A 21,028-nucleotide genomic window follows, 5' to 3' on the forward strand; every position below is an offset into this window, starting at 1 on the left:
GGCTTGCCCGTAGGCCACAGATGTGACCGAAGATGCTCGTCCGGCCGCCCGCGAGAGTTCACCTTGCCGACAGCGATGATTCACTTGACGGGGCGGAAGCGGCCGCTTTCCGGGCACAGCTTGGGACGGCAGAGATCGGCGCCGGCAGGTGAGGAAGGACAGTCATGCGTGACGCATACCACGAGGAACTGGACGCGATCAGCGACAGCCTGGTCGAAATGGCCCGTTTCGTCGGGTCGGCCATCGGACGGGCCACGACGGCCATGCTGGATGCCGACCTGAAGCTCGCCGAGGCCGTGATAGCCGCGGACGACAAGGTCGACGAGACACAGCGCGAGCTGGAGAACGCGGCGATAGCCCTGCTGGCGCGCCAGCAGCCGGTCGCCACGGATCTGCGGATCGTGGTGACGTCGCTGCGGATGAGCGCGGATCTGGAGCGGTGCGGCGACCTGGCGCAGCACGTCGCCAAGGTGGCCAGGCTGCGTTACCCCGACTCGGCGGTGCCGCGCGACCTTTCGGCCACCATCCTGGAGATGGGCCAGCTCGCCCAGCGGCTGATGGCGAAGGCCACCGAAGTGCTGATCACCAAGGACGTCGACCTGGCGATGCAGCTGGAGCACGACGACGACGAGATGGACTCGCTGCACCGGACGCTGTTCAGCCACCTGCTGGACGACCGGTGGCGGCACGGCATCGAGACGGCGGTGGACGTCACGCTGCTCGGCCGGTACTACGAACGGTTCGCCGATCACGCCGTGTCGATCGCGCGGCGCGTGGTCTACCTCGTCACCGGTGAGCACGCCGACGAGTTCCTGCCGGAGCCGGAGGCCACCGCCTGAGCGCGAGTGCTCCCGCGCGCCGGTTCTGCGCGGTTTCGCGCCGGGGTGGTGCGGGCGTCCAATGTGAGCGGAGAACATCCGCTGCCGAGGAGGGACCCATGGCTGCCTCACCCGCCGCACCCCCGCCCCCCGTGCCCGCCCCCGTGACCCCGCTCCAACGCCGCCCGTTGCCCCTGCTGGCCGGCTGCGGCTGCGGCTCCGGCTGCGGCTGCGGCTGCCAGTCGGGGTCCGCCTGCCAGTGCGGAGGCAACTGCGGCTGACCGCGGCCCTGCCCGCCCGTTCCGCCGGCCCTGCCCGCGCGTTCAGTCCGCGGGGCCGGGCGCGGCGGGCGGCCAGGGCAGCTCGGCGACCAGCTCGAACGCCGTGGGCCCCGCGCCGTGCCTGAGGGTGCCGCCGTCCAGGACGACCCGTTCCTCAAGACCGGCCAGGCCCGCCCCCGCGCCCGGGATCGGCCCCGCGTCCACGCCGCCCCGCCCGTGCCCGCCGCGGGCGGGCAGCGTGTTGCGCACCGCGATCGACAGCCCCTCGCCAGGACCGCCTGCGACGACCACGGTGACCTCGGCCTCGGGCGCGTGCTTGCGGGCGTTGGTCAGTCCCTCCTGCACCACGCGGTAGGCGGTCCGCTGCACCTGGCCGCGCAGACCGGACGCCGCCCGCTCGTAGGCGCCGGTCCACCGGACCCGCTGCCCCGCGCGCCGCGCCTCGGCGACCAGGTCCTCCACGTCCCCGAGGCCGGGCTGCGGGGCGCCTTCCGTCGCGCCGCTGCCGCGCAGCACGGTCAGCACTTCCCGCAGCTCCTCAAGCGCCTGGTGCGCGGTGTCCCTGATCAGCTGCGCCGTGTCGCCGATCTCGGCGTCCGACAGCGGCTCCGCGCCGCGCGCCGACGCGCCGGTGCGGTAGGCGAGCGCGCCGGCGTGCACCGAGAGCAGCGAGATGCGGTGGGCCAGCACGTCGTGCATCTCGCGGGCGATGGCCTCCCGTTCCGCCCGCCGCGCGTCGGCGAGCCGCCGGGCGTGCTCGGCCCGCTCCCGCCGGGCGTCCGCGCGCAGCCTGGCGACCAGCTCGCGGCGCACGCGCACCGCGGTGCCCCAGGTCAGGAGGAAGAGAACGAACGCGACGACGAACGCGACGCCCGTCCAGCCGCCCTCGTCGGGAATCGTGTACACGATCAGGTACGGCGTCGTGACGGCCAGGTGCGCGAGCACGACCAGCGAGGCGGTGCGCCACGGGACGCGCACGGCGAGATTGAAGATGGCGACGCTGAGCGCGCCCACGAACGTCGAGGAGAACACGCTGAGCGGCAGCATCGCAACCGCGAGCAGCAGCGGGAAACGGCGGCGCCACCACAGCGCGAGGCAGGCGAGCGCCCCGGCCGGCGCGTCGGCGACCACGATCCACCGCGGAAGGTAGTCGGCGTCCTCGACGATGCCGAGGGACGCCGCCCACAGCAGCACCGCGAAGCCGAACATCAAGGTGTCGACCAGCCAGTCCCGGCCGGTGCGGCGGGCAGGGGTCCGCCCGCCGCCGAACCTCAGCTCACCGGGCAGGAGCAGACGATGCTCCCACGTCTCCCGGGCCCCCGTGTCGTCCATGCCCACGACCCTATGCCGCGCGGCCGGGGTCCTATGCCGCGCGGCCGGGACCCGGTGCGCCCCCGGCCGGGGGCGCACTCACGTGCGGCGGCTACTTCTTGCCCTGGTTCTTCACGGCCTCGATGGCGGCCTTGGCGGCCTCCGGGTCGAGGTAGGTGCCGTGCGGGACGACCGGGTGGAAGTCGGCGTCCAGCTCGTAGAGCAGCGGGATGCCGGTCGGGATGTTGAGGCCCACGATGTCGGCGTCGGAGATGCCGTCGAGGTGCTTGACGAGGGCGCGCAGGCTGTTGCCGTGGGCGGCGACCAGGACGGTGCGGCCCGCGTTCAGGTCGGGCACGATGCCGTCGTACCAGTAGGGCAGCATCCGGACGACGACGTCCTTCAGGCATTCGGTGCGCGGACGGACCTCGCTGGGGATCGCGGCGTAGCGCGGGTCGTCGCTCTGCGACCACTCGGCGCCGTCGGCCAGCTCGGGCGGCGGGACGTCGTAGGAGCGGCGCCACTTCATGAACTGCTCCTCGCCGAACTCGGCGAGGGTGGCGGCCTTGTCCTTGCCCTGGAGGGCCCCGTAGTGCCGCTCGTTCAGCCGCCAGGTGCGGCGCACCGGAATCCAGGCCCGGTCGGCCGCGTCGAGCGCGAGGTTGGCCGTGCGGATGGCGCGCTTGAGGGTGGAGGTGTGCAGCACGTCGGGCAGCAGCCCGGCGTCCTTGAGCAGCTCGCCGCCGCGCACGGCCTCCTTCTCGCCCTTCTCCGTCAGGTTGACGTCCACCCAGCCGGTGAACAGATTCTTCGCGTTCCAATCGCTCTCGCCGTGGCGGAGCAGAATCAGCTTGTACGGTGCGTCGGCCATGCCCCGAGCGTAGACGAGCCCGGTGACGCGGCCGGATGCGGCCCGGAGCCGCCCCGGGTACAAAGTGGAAGAATGACGACGATTCTGCGGCGCTGGCGGAAGCACCGGCATTCGGTGCTCAGCGTCCGCAGCGTCGTGGGCCAGATGTTCATCCTCCTGGTCGGTCTCGTTCTGCTGCTGGTCGCCGCCGCCGTGGTGAGCCTCCTGCTCCACTCCAGGCACGACGAGAAGTCCCGCGCGGCCGCGCGCTCCCGCGCCGCCGCCGAAAGCTTCGCCAACTCCCCCGGCCTGGTGGCGGCCCTCCGGTCGGCCGACCCGAGCGCCGTGCTCCAGCCGCGCGCCGAGGCGGTCCGCAAGCGCGCCGACGTCGACTTCGTCGTCGTGATGAACCGCGAGGGCATCCGTTACACGCATCCCAACCCCGAACGCATCGGTGAGCGGTTCGTCGGCACCTTCGTGCCGGCCAGGGAGGGCGAGGTGGTGCGGGAGACCACCGAGGGCACGCTCGGCCCCTCGGTGCGGAGGGTGGTGCCGGTCCATGACGAGGACGGCGACGTCGTCGGCATGGTGGCGGCCGGGGTCACCCTCGGCCGCATCAATCTCGCCGTCGTCGACGAACTGCCGCTGCTCCTCGGCACGGGCGTCGGCGTCATCGCCCTCGCCACCGGCGGCGCCGCGCTGGTCAGCCGCCGTCTGCTGCGGCAGACGCGGGGCCTGGGGCCCGGCGAGATCACCCGCATGTACGAGCACCACGACACCGTGCTGCACTCGGTGCGCGAGGGCGTCGTCATCCTCGACGAGAACAGCCGGCTGCTGCTGGCGAACGACGAGGCCAGGCGGCTGCTCGAACTGCCGGACGACGCACCGGGCCGGCCCGTCACCGACCTGGGCCTCGCCCCTTCGACGGTGGCCCTGCTGACCTCGGAGGCGGAGGTCACGGACGAGGTGCACCTGTCCGGCGGCCGGCTGCTCACCGTCAACCACCGGCTGGTGGCCAGGCCGGGCGGCGGGCCGCCGACCAGTGTGACGACCATCAGGGACACCACCGAGATGCGGGCGCTGTCCGGGCGGGCCGAGACCGCGCAGAAGCGGCTGTCGCTGCTGTACGAGGCGAGCGTGCACATCGGTACCACGCTGGAGATCGGCCGCACCGCGGAGGAGCTGACCGAGGTCGCCGTGCCGGACTTCGCGGACTTCGTCACCGTCGACCTGGTCGACGAGGTGCTGCGGGGCGAAGCGGCGGATGGCGCCCCCTCCGCCATGCGGCGGGCCGCGACCGGCGGCGTCAGTGAGGAGCACCCGCTGTGGCCCGCGCGGCGCCGGCTCGCCCTCGGTCCCGACTCGCCGCAGATCAGGAGCCTGGCCGACGGCCAGGCCGTCGCGGAGAGCGATCTGGAGGGCGCCGACTGGTGGCGCGCGGGCGACGAGGAGCACGCCAGGCGCCTCCTCGACTACGGCATCCACTCGCTGATCAGCGCCCCGCTGCACGCCCGCGGCACGGTGCTCGGCGTCGCCTCCTTCTGGCGCGGGCAGAACCCGGCGCCGTTCGAGGCCGAGGACCTGTCGCTCGCCGAGGAGCTGGCCGCCCGCACCGCCGTCTGCGTGGACAACGCCCGCCGCTACACGCGCGAGCACACCATGGCGGCCACCCTCCAGCGCAGCCTGCTGCCGCGCGCGCTGCCCGACCAGAGCGCCGTCGAGGCGGCCTACCGCTACCGGCCCGCGCAGGCGGTCGGCGGCGACTTCTTCGACGTCATCCCGCTGTCGGGGGCACGCGTCGCGCTGGTCGTGGGGGACGTGGTGGGGCACGGGCTGCGCGCCGCCGCCACCATGGGCCGGCTGCGTACCGCGGTGCACAACTTCGCGGCCCTCGACCTGCCGCCGGACGAACTGCTCGGCCGCCTCGACGAGCTGGCGGACCGCACCGACCGGGACGAGACCAACGGCGAGGAGGTGGGCGCCGTCACCGGCGCGACCTGCCTGTACGCCATCTACGACCCGGTCGAAGGGCTGTGTACGCTCGCCAGGGCCGGGCACCTGCCGCCCGCGCTGCTGCACCCGGACGGCACGGTGGAGTTCCCCGAGCTGCCCGTCCAGCCGCCGCTCGGCGTCGGCGGCATGCCGTTCGAAACGGCCGAGCTGCGGCTGGCCGAGGGCAGCGGGCTGCTGCTGTACACCGACGGCCTGGTGGAGTCCAGGGGCCGCGACATCGACGCCGGTCTCGGCCTGCTGCGCGGCGCGCTCGAACGGGCGCCCCGCGACCCGGAGGCGGCTTGCGACGCGGTGCTCGACGCGATGCTTCCGGAGCCGCCGAGCGACGACGTCGCCCTGCTGCTGGCCCGCACCCGGGTGCTGCCGCCCGGTCAGGTCGCGACCTGGGACGTGCCGTTCGACCCGGCCGCGGTGGGGGCCGTGCGCACCGACGCGACGCGCCGGCTCGCGGAGTGGGGGCTCGCGGACGTCGCGTTCATCACCGAGCTGCTCCTGACCGAGCTGATCACCAACGCCATCCGGCACGCGGCCGGGCCCATCCGGGTCAGGCTGCTGCGGGACCGCACGCTGATCTGCGAGGTCTCCGACGGCAGCAGCACCTCCCCGCACCTGCGGAACGCCGCCGCCACGGACGAGGGCGGGCGCGGGCTGTACCTGGTGACGCAGTACGCCGACCGGTGGGGTACCAGGTACACGCCGGACGGAAAGATCATCTGGGCGGAACAGCGGCTCCCCCGCCGCCGCGCCCGGCCTTAGTGCTCGTCGCGGGGGCGGGTCAGGTGGGTGAACGCGTCCAGGTTGCGCGTCGACTCGCCGCGCGCTCGCCGCCAGGCGTACTCCTTCCTGATGGCTCCGGCGAAGCCCAGTTCGAGCAGCGTGTTGAACGAGCCGTCGGCGTGTTCGAGCACCGTGCCGAGGATGCGGTCCACCTCCTCGGGGGTGACCGCGGCCAGCGGCAGCCGGCCCGCGAGGTAGACGTCGCCGAGGCGGTCGACGGCGAAGGCCACGCCGTAGAGCCGCGTGTTGCGCTCCAGCAGCCAGCGGTGCACCCCGGCCGCGTTCTCCTCGGGGTGGCGGATCACGAAGGCGTTGACCGACAGCGCGTGCCGGCCCACCACGAGCGAGCACGTCGTGGACAGCTTCCGCGTCCCCGGCAGGGTCACCACGAAGTGCCCCGGGCGCGGCGCCTCCCAGTCGGCGCCCGAGTCGCGCAGGAAGTCCTCGATGACCTGTGCCGGATCAGCCATGGGCGGATCGTAGCCCCCGGCGCGCGAACCGGTGCGCCTCGACGGCCCCGCGGTAGACCGCGAACGTGTCCGCGGCCGTGGCGTCCCAGCCGAAGGCGCGCGCGTGCCGTGCCGCGGCCCCGCCCAGTTGCTCGGACAGCGCCGGCCGGTCGGCGAACCGGCGCAGCGCGCGGGCGTAGTCCGCCGGATCGTGCCCCGCGATGAGGAAGCCGGTCTTCCGGTCCCGCACCACGACCGGCAGGCCGCCGACCGCCGCGGCGATCACCGGCGTTCCGCACGCCTGTGCCTCGGCGGCGACCAGGCCGAACGACTCGCTGTAGGACGGCATGACCAGCACGCTCGCCGCCCGGTACCAGTCCGCGAGCCGGTCCTGGGAGACCGGCGGGTGGAAGTGCACCAGGTCGGCGAGGCCGAGCCGGGCGGCCAGCTTCTGCATCCGCTCCGGGCGCGCGAGGCCGCTGCCGCTCGGCCCGCCCACGACCGGCACCCACAGCCGCGACCGCAGCGAGGGGTCGGCGTCCAGCAGCTCCCGTACGGCGTGCAGCAGGATGTCGGGCGCCTTCAGCGGCTGGATACGCCCCGCGAACAGCGGGATCAGCGCGTCCTGCGGCAGCCCGAGCCGCGCCCGCGCGGCGGCCCTGCCGTCCGCGGGGCGGAACGTCCGCAGGTTGACGCCCGGGTGCACGATCGCCGTGCGCACCGGGTCGGCGTCGTAGAAGCGGACCAGCTCGGACGCCTCCTCCGTGGTGTTCGCGACCAGCCGGTCGGCGGCCTGCACGATCTGCGTCTCGCCGATGACGCGCGCGGCCGGTTCCGGATTGTCGCCGACGGCGAGCGCCGCGTTCTTGACCTTCGCCATGGTGTGCATCGCGTGCACCAGCGGAACGCCCCACCGTTCCGCGGCCAGCCAGCCGACGTGCCCGGAGAGCCAGTAGTGGGAGTGCACCAGGTCGAAGTACCCGGGCGGCTGCCCCGCCCAGATCTGCATGACGCCGTGCGTGAACGCGCACAGCTGGGCGGGCAGCTCCTCCTTGTTCAGGCCCTCGTACGGGCCCGCGTCGACGTGCCGCACCCGCACGCCGGGCGCCAGCTCCGCGGTGGGGGAAAGGCCGCCCGAGGTGGCGCGGGTGAAGATCTCGATCTCGACGCCGAGCGCGGCGAGCTGCCGGGACAGCTCGACGATGTACACGTTCATCCCGCCCGCGTCACCCGTACCCGGCTGGTCGAGCGGTGAGGTGTGCACACTGAGCATCGCGACCCGGCGGATGTGTGGCACCGTGCCTCCTGAAGACTGCGGCTCGCTCCTCGTCCTGCGTGCAGGTGCAACCATGCCGCGGCCGATCCTCTTCCCGCGGCGGCGCACGGCTTCCCGCGGCGGCCATTACGCTCGTCCGCATGGCGGAGGGGATGGCGACCAGGGGCACCACCCACCCCAACCGGCTGCGGCGCATGGACCGCTGGATCGCGGCCACGCGGGCCGCGGCCCTGCGGCGCGCCACCGCGCCGCCGCTCGCCGTGGACCTGGGCTACGGCGCCGCGCCGTGGACCGCGGTCGAGCTGCTGCACCGGCTGCGCCGGGTACGCCCCGACGCCCGGGTGACGGGGGTCGAGATCGACGCCGCACGGGTGACCGCGGCCGGGCCGTACAAACGTCCCGGGATCGACTTCGTGCGCGGCGGGTTCGAGCTGCCGCTGCCGGGCGGCGAACGTCCGCTGCTGATCAGGGCGGCGAACGTGCTGCGCCAGTACGACGAGGCCGAGGTCGCGGGCGCGTGGGAGCGGCTGTGCGCCCGGCTCGCGCCGGGTGGGCTGCTGGTGGAGGGCACCTGTGACGAGATCGGCCGCCGCCACGCGTGGGTGGCGCTCGGCCCCGAGGGGCCGGTGACGCTCACGTTCGCCGCACGACTCGCCGGTCTCGGCACCCCGTCCGAGCTGGCGGAACGGCTGCCGAAGGCGCTGATCCACCGGAACGTGCCGGGCGAGCCGGTGCACGCCTTCCTGCGTGACTTCGACCGCGCCTGGGCCGCCGCCGCGCCCTACGGGCCGCTCGGCGCCCGCCAGCGGTGGGTGCGCGCCGTCCGCGCCCTGTCGGGCGCCTGGCCGCTGGCCGACGGCCCGCACCGCTGGCGCCAGGGCGAGGTCACGGTGCACTGGCCGGCGGTGGCTCCCCGTTCCGTCCGTCCGCCGCGGCCCCCTGCCACTCGGCCCTGATGGCGGCCATCGCCTCGTCGAGCGCGGTCTGGTTCGCGGGGTGGGTCAGCATGCGGCGCGCCTCGGGCGGCGGCAGCCACAGCAGCCGGTCGACCTCCGCGTTCGGCTCGAACCGCCCGCCGACCGCCTCGGCCACCCAGTAGTCGACCACCTTCGGCCGCCCCTGCGCCGGGTAGCGGTGGGTGCTCAACCGCTGCCCGAGCCGGATCTCGGCGCCGGTCTCCTCCAGCACCTCGCGGCGGGCCGCGTCCGCCGGCGGCTCCCCGGCGTACAGCTTGCCCTTCGGGTGCGACCAGTCGTCGTACTTGGGCCGGTGGACCAGGGCGACCTCGATGCCCTCGCCCCCGGGCGCCGCCCGGCGCCACAGCACGCAGCCGGCCGCCCGCACCGGCACGACGTCAGGCACCACGCCGCTTCCTCCTGGCCTCGATCAGCGTCTCCTGAACGTTCCGCAGCGGTCTGCCCTCGGCGTCCGTCGCGTGCCGCGTCCAGCTGCCGTCGGGGCCGAGGTGCCAGGAGGCGGTGGTGTCCGCGGTGCCCGTGGCCAGCAGGCGGGTGAGGGTGGAACGGTGCCCCGGGTCGGTCACGCGGACCAGCACCTCGATGCGGCGGTCCAGGTTGCGGTGCATCAGGTCCGCGCTGCCCAGCCACACCTCGCTCTCGCCGCCGCCGCCGAAGGCGAAGAAACGCGAGTGTTCGAGGAAGCGGCCCAGCACGCTGCGCACCCGGATGTTCTCCGAGAGGCCGGGTACGCCGGGACGCAGCGCGCAGATGCCGCGCACCCAGATGTCCACCGGCACCCCGGCCTGCGAGGCCCGGTACAGCTCGTCGATCAGGGCCTCGTCGACGATGGAGTTGGCCTTGATGCGGACCGAGGCGGGACGGCCCGCCCGGTGGTGCTCGACCTCGCGGCGGATGCGGGCGATCAGGCCCTCCCGCAGGTTCCGCGGGGCGACGAGCAGCCGCCGGTAGTTGTCCCGCCGCGAGTAGCCGGACAGCCGGTTGAACAGGTCGGACAGGTCGGCCCCGACCTCGCCGTCGGCGGTCAGCAGCCCCAGGTCCTCGTAGACGCGCGCCGTCTTCGGGTGGTAGTTCCCCGTGCCGACGTGCGCGTAGCGGCGCAGGTCCTCGCCCTCCTGGCGCACCACGAGGGACAGCTTGCAGTGGGTCTTCAGCCCGACGAGGCCGTAGACGACGTGGCAGCCGGCCTCCTCCAGCTTGCGCGCCCACTTGATGTTCGCGTGCTCGTCGAACCTGGCCTTGATCTCGACGAGCACCAGCACCTGCTTGCCCGACTCGGCGGCGTCGATGAGGGCGTCGACGATCGGGGAGTCGCCCGAGGTGCGGTAGAGGGTCTGCTTGATGGCCAGCACGTCCGGGTCGGCCGCGGCCTGCTCAAGGAACGTCTGGACGGAGGTGGAGAACGAGTCGTAGGGGTGGTGCAGCAGCACGTCGCGCTCGCGCAGCGCCGCGAAGATGTCGGGCGCGGAGGCGGACTCCACCTCGGCCAGGTCCCGGTGGGTGCCGGCGACGAACTTCGGGTACTTCAGCTCCGGCCGGTCGAGCGCGGCGATCGCGCGCAGCCCGGTGAGGTCGAGCGGGCCCGGCACGGCGAAGACCTCCTCGCGCCGGATCTTCAGCTCGCGCACGAGCAGGTCGAGGACCTCCTCGTCGATCGACTCCTCGACCTCAAGGCGCACCGGCGGCCCGAAGCGGCGGCGCAGCAGCTCCTTCTCCAGGGCCTGGAGCAGATTCTCCGCGTCGTCCTCCTCGACCTCCAGGTCTTCGTTGCGCGTGACGCGGAAGACGTGGTGGGCGAGCACCTCCATGCCCCGGAACAGCTCCTCCAGGTGCGCGGCGATGACGTCCTCGACCGGGACGTACCGCTGCGGCGCGGCTTCGAGGAAACGGGACAGCAGCGGCGGCACCTTCACCCGGGCGAAGTGCTTGTGCCCGCTGGCCGGATTGCGCACGACGACGGCCAGGTTGAGCGAGAGGCCCGATATGTACGGGAACGGGTGCGCCGGGTCGACGGCCAGCGGCGTCAGCACCGGGAAGATCTTCTTCCGGAAGAGCGAGAACAGCCGGATCTGCTCCTGCTCGGTCAGGTCGGGCCAGCGCAGCAGGTGGATGCCCTGCTCGGCGACCTGCGGCGCGATGGTCCGCTGGTAGCAGGCGGCGCTCCTGGTCATCTGCTCGCGCGCCTGGCCCCAGATGCTTTCCAGCACCTCACGCGGCGCCTGCCCGGTGAGGGAGCGGGTGGCGACGCCGGTGGCGATGCGGCGCTTCAGCCCGGCGACGCGCACCATGAAGAACTCGTCGAGGTTGCTCGCGAAGATCGACAGGAAGTTGGCCCGTTCGAGCAGCGGGGTGTCCGGGTCCTCGGCCAGCTCCAGCACGCGCTCGTTGAACGCGAGCCAGCTCCGTTCACGGTCGAGGAAGCGGTGGGCGGGCAGCTCGGCGTCGGCGGGCGCGGCCGGCCCCCGGCCCTCACCCGGCTCGACGGCGGTCTCCGGCACCGACTCCGGCTCGCCGCGCTCACTGGGCTCGGCCGGCTGCGGAACGGGCCGCGAACGACTCCGCCGGATACGCGTTTCCTGGGTCATATCTCCATTCTCCCGCCATCCGGACGAACGCGGCACATCAGCGAGGTGAACGGAGCCGGCCGATCCGGCGCCCGCCGCGCCTTCGCCGCGGGAGCCTTCGCCGCGGTACCGGTCGGCCCACCGCTTCGCCGTGCGGGCGGACACCCCGAAGCGGGCGGCGGCCTCGCGCAGCGACCAGCCGTCCTGGAGGACGTGCCGGGCCAGGTCGCGGCGAGCGGCCTCGGTCAGCGGGCGGCGGGGCGGCTTGCCTGCGGTCATGCTCAAGGACAGTACCGGCAGGCCGCGGCGCCCGCGTGGGCGTCAACCCGGCGCCCAGCACTCGGCGCCGGGACCCGGCGCCGGGACTCCGCCTCAGGACTCCGTGCGGTACATGAGGTCCGTCTCGAAGGTGCGGAAGCCGAGGCTCTCGTAGACGCGGACCGCGGGGGCGTTGTCCGCGTCGACGTACAGCATGGCCGTGTCCAGATCGGGCCCGCGGCCGGGGTCGGCCAGGTGGCGCAGCCCGATCGTGGTCAGGGCCCGGCCGAGCCCCGAGCCCTGCGCCTCGGGGGCGACCCCGAGGACGTACACCTCGCCCAGGCCCTCGGCGGCGTGCGCCTTCGTCCAGTGGAAGCCGAGCAGCCGCCCGTCGGCCTCCCGCACCGCGAGGAAGAAGCCGGCCGGGTCGAACCACGGCTCCGCCTGCCGCGCGTCCAGGTCCTCCTGGGTCAGCGAGCCCTGTTCCGGGTGGTGGGCGAACGCGGCGGCGTTGACGGCGAGCCACGCCGCGTCGTCCTTGCCCGGCTGGTACGTCCGCACCCGCACGCCCTCGGGCAGCACAGGGTCCGGCAGTTGCAGCCCGCCCAGCGGGCGGCGCAGCTGGCGCAGTTCGCGGAAGAGGGTCAGGCCGAGCATCTGCGCCAGGTGGCGCGCGGCGGGGTGGCCGCCGTGCGCCCACAGGCGCAGCCGGCGCCCGGACTCGGCGAGCAGCGCCTCGCCGAGGATGCGGCCGTACCTGCGGCCGCGGAAGTCGGGGTGAATGACCAGTTCGCCCGAGGGCGCCTCCACCGGGTCCGCGCCGTCCAGTTGGGCGTAGCCGACGAGCGCCCCCTCCCGGCGCATCAGCAGATGCCGCACGCCCGCGCGTGCGCCGCCGCGCAGCAGCAGCCGCCCCTGCTCGGACACGGCGCTCTGCCCGTCCTCCCGGGCCGCCGCCCCGATCAGCCGCAGCACCGCCTGCCGTTCGTCCTCCGTCACCAGGTCCCGCACCAAGACGTCGTTCATGGCTGCGACTCTAGGGCCTGTCCTGGATCGCGCCGGGGCGCCGGCGGTGCAGCCCGCGTTTCATCTGCCCGTTACGCGGAGCCTCCTGACGGCTACGCGCGTAGCCATTAAGGTGCGGGCGGACTGAAGGGGAGAACCGCTCATGCACGCATGGAAGTACAGGCTGACCGCGGCGGCGGCCGTCGTGGCCGCCGCCGCGGGGGTGTTCGCCGCCGGGCCCGCCGCCCAGGCGGCGCGCGGCGGGGACGAGGGGAACGGCGGCTGGGAGCCGATCGGCGGCAGGACGGTCGACCTCCAGGTACTGGCCCTCAACGACCTGCACGGCGCCCTCGAACCGCCCACGGGGTCGAACGGCGAGGTCATACACGAGCACGAGGACGGCACCACCGAGACGATCACGGCGGGTGGCGTCGAGTACCTGGCCACCGGGCTGCGCGAGGCCAGGCAGGGGCAGGAGCGCTCGGTGACGGTCGCGGCCGGCGACCTGGTCGGGGCGACGCCGCTGCTGTCAGGACTCTTCCACGACGAGCCGACCGTCGAGGCGCTGAACGCGCTGGAGATGGACGTCGCCGGGGTGGGCAACCACGAGTTCGACGAGGGCTGGGAGGAGTTGGTCCGGCTCCAGGAGGGCGGCTGCCACCCGGAGGACGGTTGCTACGCGGAAGGGCGCGAGTTCACCGGCGCCGGGTTCCCTTACCTCGCGGCCAACGTGGTGCACGAGGACACCGGCGAGCCCGTTCTCGCGCCCTACTCGGTGCAGCGGCTGAACGGCATCAGGGTCGGCTTCATCGGCGTCACCCTGGAGGGCACCGCGGACATCGTCACCCAGGAGGGCATCGAGGGCCTGGAATTCCTCGACGAGGTCGAGACGATCAACCGCTACACCGCCGAGCTGCGCGAGCAGGGCGTGAACGCGGTCATCGCGCTGGTCCACGAGGGCGGCTACCCGGCGTCCGAGGCGTACAACGCCGACTGCGACGCGGACGGCGGCGGCCTGTCGGGGCCGATCACGCGGATCGCGGCGGAGACGGACGCCGGCGTGGACGCGCTGGTCACCGGCCACACCCACCAGCCGTACGTGTGCACGGTCCCCGACCCGTCGGGCCGGGACCGGCTGGTCACCTCGGCCGCGTCGAACGGCAGGCTGTTCACCGAGCTGAACATGGAGTACGACCGCCTGCGGCGCGACATCGTGCGGACCTCCGTGGAGGGCACCAACCGCGTCGTGGACCGGGAGCAGGAGCGGGCGCCCGACCTGACCGAGCTGATCGGGTACTGGAACGAACTGGCCGCCCCCGTCGCCAACGCGCCCATCGGGTGGATCACCGAGGACATCGCGGGACGCGGCGCGGGCAGCCCCGAGTTCCCGCTGGGCGACCTGATCGCGGACGCACAGCTGGCCCACGCGCGAGAGATCGACCAGGAGACCGACCTGGCCTTGATGAACCCCGGCGGGGTGCGGGCCGATCTGACGTACGCCGCGTCGGGCGAGGAGGGCGACGGGGTCGTCACCTACGGCGAGGGCTTCACCGTCCAGCCGTTCTCCAACACGGTGAACCTGCTCGACCTGTCCGGCGAACAACTGCTCGCCGTGCTCAGGGAGCAGGTCAGCGGCGCGAACGAGGCGTCGCCGAAGATCCTCCAGCCGTCGGAGGGCCTGGCGTACACGCTGGACCTGACGCGGTCGGGCGCGGACCGGATCGTGGCCGACTCCGTGACGGTCGGCGGCGAGCCGCTCGACCCGGCGGCCACGTACCGGGTGGCGGTCAACTCCTTCCTGGCGGGCGGCGGCGACGGCTTCGCCACGCTGGCCGAGGGCGGCGACCCGGTGGTCGGCAACGACGATATGGCGGTCCTCGCCGACTACCTGACGGCCAACTCGACGGCCGAGGCCCCGCTCGCGCCCCCGGCCGCCGACCGCATCACCGTCGTCGGATGACGCACCGCGCCTGCCGCCCCCGTGGGGGCGGCAGGCGCGGGCGGCCGCCACGCGTGGCGACACTCACGGCTTCACGGCTTCACGGCTTCAGGGCTGTGCGGGCTGGGGGACGCCGTCCTGGGCTTCCGGGGGCGGCGCCGCCGCGGGGTCGCGGGTCAGGCCGATGGCCGTGCCGACCAGGCCGTCGCGTACGGCCCAGCGGCCGGCGAAGCCGGTCAGCCGGGTGCCCGCGACCACCGGGCCGGGAACGAGCAGGCGGGCCGTGAACGTGCCGGCGTCCGGGTCCGGCTCGATCACCGCCTCCTCGAAGTCGAGCCACTTGTGCGTCAGCGGGAACCAGACCTTGTACACGCTCTCCTTGGCGCTGAAGATCAGCCGCTCCCAGGAGACGTCCGGTCGCCGCGCCACAAGGCCGGGCAGCGCCGCGCGCTCCTCCGGCAGCGCGATCAGCTTGAGGACGCCGGGGTCGCGCAGCGGCTCGTTCGGCTCGGCGTCGATGCCGATGCCCGTCATCTCCGTGGCCCGCGCCACCGCCGCCGCGCGGTAGCCGAGGCAGTGCGTCATCGCGCCGATGAAGCCCTCGGGCCACTGCGGCGCGCCCCGCTCGCCCGGCAGCAGCGGCACCCGCGGGCCGCCGAGGCCCGCCAGGGCCGCGCGGGCGCAGTAGCGGACCGTGCCGAACTCGCGGCGCCGCTCGTCCACGGCCGCGGCGACGCGCTCGGCCTCTTCGGGGAACAGGCCGGGCTCGGCCACGTCGCCCGCCGTCTCGACGACGGCCACCCGCTCGGGCAGCAGGTCCCGGAACAGCCCGCTCATCGTTCGGCCACCGCCTCGGAGGGCATGATCTGCACCAGGCGGCCGGGCGACTGCTGGCGCTGCTGCCACTCCCTGGGGTAGCCGAGCGACACCTCCTGGTGCGGTACGCCGTCGTGCCAGATCAGCCGCGGGATGTGCAGGTGGCCGTAGACGACGGAGGCGGCGTTGAAGCGGCGCGGCCAGTCGGCCGTGGCCTCGGTGCCGCACCACAGCGCGAACTCCGGGTACCGCAGAACCCTGGTGGGCTCGCGGACGATCGGGAAGTGGTTGACCAGCACGGTGGGCAGGCCCTCGGGCAGCTCCGCCGTGAGCCTGGCCTCGGTGAGCGCCAGCCGGGCGCGGCACCACGCCTCGGCGCCCGCGTACGGCTCCGGCTTCAGCAGGAACTCGTCGGTGCAGACGACGCCGGCCTCCTCCGCCACGTCCAGCGCCTGACGCTTGGAGAACGTCCCACGCGGGCGGAAGGTGTAGTCGTACAGCAGGAACAGCGGCACGATCACGACGGGCCCGCCCGTTCCGTGGAAGACCGGGTACGGGTCCTCCGGTGTGACGACGCCGAGGCCGCGGCACATCTCCACCAGGTGGCGGTAGCGCCGTTCACCCTTCAGCTTCAGCGGGTCGTCCGGCGGTGTCCACAACTCGTGGTTGCCCGGGACCCACACCACCTTGGCGAACCTGCTGCTGAGCAGCGTCAGGGCCCATTCGATGTCCGTCGACAACTCGCCGACGTCCCCGGCCACGAGCAGCCAGTCGTCGTCCTGGTCGGGACGCAGACGTTCCACGATGTGCCGGTTCTCCTCGTACCGCACATGCAGATCGCTGATGGCCACCAGCTTGCCCATGTACAACTCCCCTCCACTGCGCACGATTTCCCACGCTACCTCACGCCCCTCAAGAAACCTTCAGGTTTCGTTAGGATGGAGAGATGGCACCACAGATTGTGAAGGAACTCACCATCGGCCAGCTTGCCGATCGCAGCGGCGTCGCCACCTCGGCCCTCAGGTTCTACGAGGAGCAGGGGCTCATCAGCAGCCGCCGCACCTCGGGCAACCAGCGGCGCTACACGCGCGACATGCTCCGGCGGGTGGCGTTCATCCGGGTGTCGCAGAACGTGGGCATGCCGCTGAACGCGATCCGCACCGCGCTCGCCCGGCTCCCGGAGGGCCGCACGCCCAACAAGGGGGACTGGGCGGAGGTCTCCGCGTACTGGCGGACCGACCTGGACACCCGCATCCGGCAGCTGTCGCGGCTGCGGGACAGCCTGACCGAATGCATCGGCTGCGGGTGCCTGTCGCTGGAGAGCTGCATGCTGGCCAACCCCTACGACATCTGCGGGGAGCAGGGCTGCGGCCCGCGCCGCCTGCTGGACGAGCCCGGCGCCGCGGACGACGGCCTGGCGGCGGCCGGGGGCGGCAACTGCCGCCCCTGCTGACCGCCGGTCAGGCCGCGGCGGGCGGCGGCACGGGCGCGCCCGGCAGGGAGAGCAGGGCCTCGGTCCCGCCGCCCGCCGCCGGGCGCAGCACGACGGTGCCGCCGCATTCGCGCACGGTCCTGGCCACGATCGACAGGCCGAGGCCGGAGCCGGGCAGCCCGCGGGCGTCCGGCGCGCGCCAGAAGCGTTCGAAGACGTGCGGCAGTTCCTCGGGCGGGATGCCGGGCCCGTGATCGCGGATGACGAGCACCCCGTCGCGCAGCACCACCGCCACCCCGGTCTCCCGGCCGGCCCCGCCGAGCGCGTGGAACTTGACCGCGTTGTCGAGCAGATTGACCACCGCCCGCTCCAGCGCGGCCGGCTCGGCGCGCACGTACCAGGGGTCGAGTTCGCTGCCGATGGGCAGCCCGCCGGCGCGCAGCCGGGCGCGCGCCACGGCCCGGGCCGCGATCTCGTGCAGGGCGACGACGGCCGGCTGGGTGCCGCCCGCGGCGGCCTCCGGCCGCGACAGCTCCTGGAGGTCGCCGATGAGCGCGGCCAGCTCGGCCAGCTGCGCGGTCACGGAGGCGAGCAGCTCGCGCCGGTCCTCCTCGGGCAGCGGGCGGCCGGTCTCCTCGCTGCGCACCAGCAGGTCGATATTGGTGCGCAGCGAGGTCAGCGGGGTGCGCAGCTCGTGCCCCGCGTCCGCGATCAGCTGCTGCTGGAGGTCGCGCGAGGAGGCGAGGGCGGCGGTCATCGAGTTGAACGAGCGGGACAGGCGGGCGATCTCGTCGTCGCCCGACACGGGGATGCGGACGCTCAGGTCCTCGGTGCGGGCGATGTGCTCGGCGGCGTGCGTGAGCCGGTCGACCGGGCGAAGACCGGCCCTGGCCAGGGCCACCCCGACCCCGGCGGCGCCGACGGCCCCGGCCGCGGCGACCGCGGCCAGGACGAAGGCGAGCGCCTGGAGCGGCTCGGATACCTGGGTCAGCGGCCTCGCCACGGACACCGCGCCGACGGACTCGCCGAGCAGGCCGTCCAGCGGCCGGGTGATGACGCGGTAGTCGGTGCCGTCGGAGCCCTCGGCGTCGTGCAGCGCCTCGGGCACCTGGTTGCGGGCCACGGCGATGTCGGCCTCGGTGACGTCGAGGGTGGCGTGCCCCGCGACGAGGCACGGCTCGCCTGAGCCGTCGACGACCTGGATGCTGTAGTCGAGCAGCCGCCCCTCCTGCGTCTGCTCGGCGCCGCAGGCCCGCTGGCCGAGGACCCGGGCCACGCCCGCCGGGTCGGCGCGGGTGTCGCGGAGCGCGTCGTCGAGCGAGGAACGCAGCTGGCCGCGGACGAGGAACCAGGCGGCCAGGGCGCACACGGCCACGGCGAGGGCGACGGCGACGGCGGTCAGCAGGGCGAGTCTGGAGCGCAGCGGCAGCCGCGCGTACCGGCTACGCACGCCGTTCGCGCGCGCCGGGCTCGCGCAGCACGTAGCCGACACCGCGGACGGTGTGCACCAGGCGCGGCTCGCCGCCCGCCTCGGTCTTGCGGCGCAGATACATGACGTAGACGTCCAGGGAGTTGGAGGAGGGCTCGTGGTCGAAGCCCCACACGGCGCGGAGGATCTGTTCGCGGGTGAGGACCTGGCGCGGGTGGGCGAGGAGGAGTTCGAGCAGCGTGAACTCGGTCCTGGTCAGCTCCATGCGCCGCGCCCCGCGGTGCACCTCCCGGGTGGCGGGGTCCATCCGCAGGTCGGCGAACGTCATGGCCGCCTCGCCGCCCGGCTCGTCCCCGCCGGGCCCCGCGGTGTACGCGCCGCGGCGCAGCAGGGCGCGCAGCCGGGCGAGCAGTTCGTCCAGCTCGAACGGCTTGACGAGGTAGTCGTCGGCGCCGGCGTCGAGGCCGCTGACCCGGTCGCCGACGGTGTCACGGGCCGTGAGCATGAGGATCGGCACCCGGTCCCCGAGGGCGCGCAGCCGCCTGGCCGCGGTGAGGCCGTCCATGCGCGGCATCAGCACGTCGAGGACGATGGCGTCGGGCGCCCAGCTCTCCCGTTTGGCAAGCGCCTCGATCCCGTCCGCCGCGGTCTCGGTGCGATAGCCCTCGAACGTCAGGCTGCGGCGCAGCGCCTCCCGCACGGCGGGCTCGTCGTCGGCGATCAGGATGCGGGAACCGGGGGTGCTGCCAGCCATGGCGCAAGTCTGGCATCAGACGCTGGTCCCCATGCTGCCGAGCACGTCCCTGACCGTGTCGACGGGGATGGCGAAGCCGAGCCCCGAACTGCCCGCGCCCTGCGAGGTGCCGTACATGGCGGAGTTGATGCCGATGATCTCGCCCGCCATGTTGACGAGGGCGCCGCCCGAGTTGCCGTGGTTGAGGGCCGCGTCGGTCTGGATGGCGCGGTAGGTGGTGGTCCCGGCGCCCACCTGCTGCCCGCCCGGGCCGCCCGGCCCGCCACCCGGCCCGTTCTCCTCGCTGACGGTGACCTCGCGGTCGAGGGCGGAGACGATGCCGCTGGTGACGGTGCCGGTCAGGCCCTCGGGGGAGCCGATGGCCACCACCTCGTCGCCGACGGCGACCTCCGAGGAGTCGCCGAGCACGGCCGGCTTCAGGTCGTCGACGCCCTCCACCTCGATGACGGCCAGATCGGAGTCCGGATCGGTGCCGGTGACGGTGGCCGTGGCGGTGCTGCCGTCGTGGAACGTGACCTCCGCGGTGCCGGAGCCCGCGACGACGTGGTTGTTGGTGAGGATCGTGCCGTCCGCGGAGAGGATCACGCCCGAGCCGCCGCTGCTCCCGGCGGAGATCTCCACGACGCTGGGGGCGACGGCCTCGGCGACGGAGGCGACGGTGCCGTCCGTCTCCACGGACACGCTGGTGCCGGTGCCCTGGGCGGCGGACCCGGCGGTCTGCTCCGTTCCCTGGGGGCGGTCGAGCAGCGCGGCGGTGCCGCCGCCCACCGCCGCGGCGGCGATGGCGACGGCGGCCAGCAGGGCCACCGGCGTGCGCGCCCGGCGCGCGGCGGCGTGGCGCGTGGGGGGCTCGGGCGGTACGGGGGGTACGGGGGGCGCTGACGGGGCGGGCTGTGCGCTCATGTCTGCCATGTCTGCGACTGTGCGCCCGCAAGATGAGAGGACTCTGAGCGCAGACTCAGAATCTCCTGCGACTGAGCTGCGACTGAGGCGGCCCGCCGGCGGCGTCAGTTGTCCGGGCAGCCGCAGGAGCCGCGGATCTTCAGGGTGACGGGGAACTGCCGCAGCCGGTCGCCGGGCCCGCTCTCGCCCGCGGTGCCGTTGCCGTTGCCGTTGCCGGATCTCTGGTCCCCGATCGCCAGGTCGACCGCGGCCCTGGCCATCGCCTCCCGGTCCGAGCCGACCGTGGTCAGCGGCGGATCGGTCAGCGCCGCCTCCTTCACGTCGTCGAACCCGGCCACCGCCAGCTCGCCCGGCACGTCGATGCGCAGCTCGCGCGCCGCCCGCAGGACGCCGATCGCCTGGTCGTCCGTCGCGCACACCAGCGCCGGCGGCCGGTCGGGGCCGGCCAGCAGGTCGAGCGCCACCCGGTAGGCGTCGTACCGGTTGTACGGAGCCTTGAACAGCCGCCCCTCGGTGGGGAGCCCCGCCTCGTGCATCGCCTCGCGCCAGCCGGTGACGTGGTCGGTGACCGGGTCGCCCGACTCGGGCGTGGAGTCCACGCCGCCCAGGCACGCCACGTAGGCGTGGCCGTGGTCCAGCAGGTGACGGGTGAGGCGCCGCGCGCCGCCCACGTCGTCGAGCACGACCGCCACGTCGTCGATCGCGTCCGGCCTGCGGTGCAGCAGCACCACCCGGGCGTCCCAGGCGTCGATCTCGGTGGCCGCGTGCTCGCTCGGCCCCTGGCTGATGAGGATGAGCCCCGACACGCGCATGCCGAGGAACGCCCGCAGGTAGTGGACCTCGCGCTCGTCCAGATAGTCGGAATTGCCGACCAGGACCATCTTGCCGCGCTCGGCCGCCGCCTGTTCGACGGCGTGGGCCATCTCCGCGAAGAACGGCTGCCGCGCGTCCGGGACGATGAGACCTATCAGGTCCGTCCGCTGGGAGGCCATCGCCTGCGCGACCCGGTCGGGGCGGTAACCCAGCTCCTTGATCGCGGCGAGCACCCGCTCCCGCGTGGCCGGCGCCACCGGCCGCGGGCCATTGTTGATGACATAGCTCACGACCGCGGTCGACGTTCCCGCAAGTCGTGCCACATCGTCCCGCGTCACCTTGGCCACGGCGCGTAGTCTACGC

General features: G+C 73.8%; 19 protein-coding genes and 1 pseudogene. 6 read left to right on the forward strand and 14 right to left on the reverse strand.

Annotated features, from left to right (window positions below):
* Positions 1 to 164: 164 nt before the first annotated feature.
* A complete protein-coding gene (gene phoU / locus RM779_RS05270; RefSeq protein ID WP_311616250.1) occupies positions 165 to 839 on the forward strand; it encodes a phosphate signaling complex protein PhoU in 675 nt (224 codons plus the stop codon).
* A 98-nt stretch (positions 840 to 937) separates the two neighbouring features.
* Positions 938 to 1,099, forward strand: a complete 162-nt coding sequence (locus RM779_RS05275; protein ID WP_311616252.1) for a hypothetical protein — start codon at positions 938 to 940, stop codon at positions 1,097 to 1,099.
* A 42-nt stretch (positions 1,100 to 1,141) separates the two neighbouring features.
* Here RM779_RS05275 and RM779_RS05280 read toward each other — a convergent pair whose 3' ends face one another.
* Both RM779_RS05280 and RM779_RS05285 read right to left on the reverse strand, forming a co-directional pair.
* The gene (locus tag RM779_RS05280; RefSeq protein WP_311616254.1) at positions 1,142 to 2,431 is read right to left on the reverse strand and encodes a sensor histidine kinase; all 1,290 of its coding nucleotides are present in this window, start codon (positions 2,429 to 2,431) and stop codon (positions 1,142 to 1,144) included.
* 91 nt (positions 2,432 to 2,522) lie between these two features.
* Entirely contained in the window at positions 2,523 to 3,281 is a 759-nt protein-coding gene (locus RM779_RS05285) for a phosphoglyceromutase (protein ID WP_311616256.1), read from the reverse strand.
* Positions 3,282 to 3,353: 72 nt separating this feature from the next.
* Here RM779_RS05285 and RM779_RS05290 point away from each other — a divergent pair, with 72 nt between their 5' ends.
* Entirely contained in the window at positions 3,354 to 6,029 is a 2,676-nt protein-coding gene (locus tag RM779_RS05290) for a SpoIIE family protein phosphatase (protein ID WP_311616259.1), read from the forward strand.
* Here RM779_RS05290 and RM779_RS05295 read toward each other — a convergent pair.
* Together RM779_RS05295 and mshA are read right to left on the reverse strand one after the other, a co-directional pair.
* Positions 6,026 to 6,520 carry a type III secretion system chaperone family protein gene (locus RM779_RS05295; protein ID WP_311616261.1) on the reverse strand — a complete coding sequence of 165 codons (495 nt, stop codon included), beginning with the start codon at positions 6,518 to 6,520 and terminating at the stop codon, positions 6,026 to 6,028. The two genes, RM779_RS05290 and RM779_RS05295, sit on opposite strands and share 4 nt — an antisense overlap.
* Entirely contained in the window at positions 6,513 to 7,772 is a 1,260-nt protein-coding gene (mshA, locus tag RM779_RS05300; protein WP_311616532.1) for a D-inositol-3-phosphate glycosyltransferase, read from the reverse strand. Before mshA ends, RM779_RS05295 begins: the two co-directional genes overlap by 8 nt.
* 143 nt (positions 7,773 to 7,915) lie before the next feature.
* Here mshA and RM779_RS05305 point away from each other — a divergent pair, with 143 nt between their 5' ends.
* Entirely contained in the window at positions 7,916 to 8,731 is an 816-nt protein-coding gene (locus RM779_RS05305; protein WP_311616264.1) for a class I SAM-dependent methyltransferase, read from the forward strand.
* On the opposite strand, the gene RM779_RS05310 is transcribed toward RM779_RS05305, so the two are convergent.
* From RM779_RS05310 to mshD, 4 genes and pseudogenes are all read right to left on the reverse strand, one after another.
* The gene (locus RM779_RS05310) at positions 8,661 to 9,140 is read right to left on the reverse strand and encodes an NUDIX hydrolase (RefSeq protein ID WP_311616266.1); all 480 of its coding nucleotides are present in this window, start codon (positions 9,138 to 9,140) and stop codon (positions 8,661 to 8,663) included. The two genes, RM779_RS05305 and RM779_RS05310, sit on opposite strands and share 71 nt — an antisense overlap.
* On the reverse strand, positions 9,130 to 11,337 hold the full coding sequence (locus RM779_RS05315) for an RNA degradosome polyphosphate kinase (protein WP_311616534.1): 2,208 nt from the start codon (positions 11,335 to 11,337) through the stop codon (positions 9,130 to 9,132). The genes RM779_RS05310 and RM779_RS05315 overlap by 11 nt, the downstream gene beginning before the upstream one ends.
* A 96-nt stretch (positions 11,338 to 11,433) precedes the next feature.
* Positions 11,434 to 11,595, reverse strand: a pseudogene (locus tag RM779_RS05320) (helix-turn-helix domain-containing protein); the annotation flags it as partial.
* 93 nt (positions 11,596 to 11,688) lie between these two features.
* The gene (gene mshD, locus RM779_RS05325) at positions 11,689 to 12,600 is read right to left on the reverse strand and encodes a mycothiol synthase (RefSeq protein WP_311616268.1); all 912 of its coding nucleotides are present in this window, start codon (positions 12,598 to 12,600) and stop codon (positions 11,689 to 11,691) included.
* 142 nt (positions 12,601 to 12,742) lie between these two features.
* Between mshD and RM779_RS05330 the strand changes: the two genes are divergently transcribed.
* Positions 12,743 to 14,539, forward strand: a complete 1,797-nt coding sequence (locus RM779_RS05330) for a bifunctional metallophosphatase/5'-nucleotidase (protein ID WP_311616270.1) — start codon at positions 12,743 to 12,745, stop codon at positions 14,537 to 14,539.
* A gap of 87 nt (positions 14,540 to 14,626) precedes the next feature.
* Here the strand turns inward: RM779_RS05330 and RM779_RS05335 are convergent, their stop codons facing one another.
* Both RM779_RS05335 and RM779_RS05340 read right to left on the reverse strand, forming a co-directional pair.
* Positions 14,627 to 15,346: a 4'-phosphopantetheinyl transferase family protein gene (locus RM779_RS05335; protein ID WP_311616536.1), complete on the reverse strand. Its 720-nt coding sequence runs from the start codon at positions 15,344 to 15,346 to the stop codon at positions 14,627 to 14,629.
* A gap of 5 nt (positions 15,347 to 15,351) precedes the next feature.
* Positions 15,352 to 16,197 (reverse strand): metallophosphoesterase family protein, encoded by an 846-nt coding sequence (locus RM779_RS05340; protein ID WP_311616272.1) that lies wholly within the window; start codon positions 16,195 to 16,197, stop codon positions 15,352 to 15,354.
* An 83-nt stretch (positions 16,198 to 16,280) separates the two neighbouring features.
* On the opposite strand from RM779_RS05340, the gene soxR reads away from it, so the two are divergent.
* Complete coding sequence (gene soxR / locus RM779_RS05345; RefSeq protein WP_311616274.1) at positions 16,281 to 16,787, forward strand: redox-sensitive transcriptional activator SoxR; 507 nt, start codon at positions 16,281 to 16,283, stop codon at positions 16,785 to 16,787.
* A gap of 7 nt (positions 16,788 to 16,794) precedes the next feature.
* Here soxR and RM779_RS05350 read toward each other — a convergent pair whose 3' ends face one another.
* The 4 genes from RM779_RS05350 to RM779_RS05365 all read right to left on the reverse strand — a co-directional run bounded on the left by RM779_RS05350 (position 16,795) and on the right by RM779_RS05365 (position 21,012).
* Complete coding sequence (locus RM779_RS05350) at positions 16,795 to 18,216, reverse strand: sensor histidine kinase (RefSeq protein ID WP_311616276.1); 1,422 nt, start codon at positions 18,214 to 18,216, stop codon at positions 16,795 to 16,797.
* Positions 18,209 to 18,949, reverse strand: a complete 741-nt coding sequence (locus tag RM779_RS05355; protein WP_311616278.1) for a response regulator transcription factor — start codon at positions 18,947 to 18,949, stop codon at positions 18,209 to 18,211. Before RM779_RS05355 ends, RM779_RS05350 begins: the two co-directional genes overlap by 8 nt.
* Positions 18,950 to 18,964: 15 nt before the next feature.
* On the reverse strand, positions 18,965 to 19,861 hold the full coding sequence (locus tag RM779_RS05360; RefSeq protein ID WP_311616280.1) for a S1C family serine protease: 897 nt from the start codon (positions 19,859 to 19,861) through the stop codon (positions 18,965 to 18,967).
* A gap of 95 nt (positions 19,862 to 19,956) precedes the next feature.
* Positions 19,957 to 21,012: a LacI family DNA-binding transcriptional regulator gene (locus RM779_RS05365; RefSeq protein WP_311616282.1), complete on the reverse strand. Its 1,056-nt coding sequence runs from the start codon at positions 21,010 to 21,012 to the stop codon at positions 19,957 to 19,959.
* Positions 21,013 to 21,028 lie beyond the last annotated feature (16 nt).

Source organism: Streptomyces johnsoniae (assembly GCF_031845565.1).
In the GTDB taxonomy this organism is placed as follows: Bacteria; Actinomycetota; Actinomycetes; order Streptomycetales; family Streptomycetaceae; genus Streptomyces; species Streptomyces johnsoniae.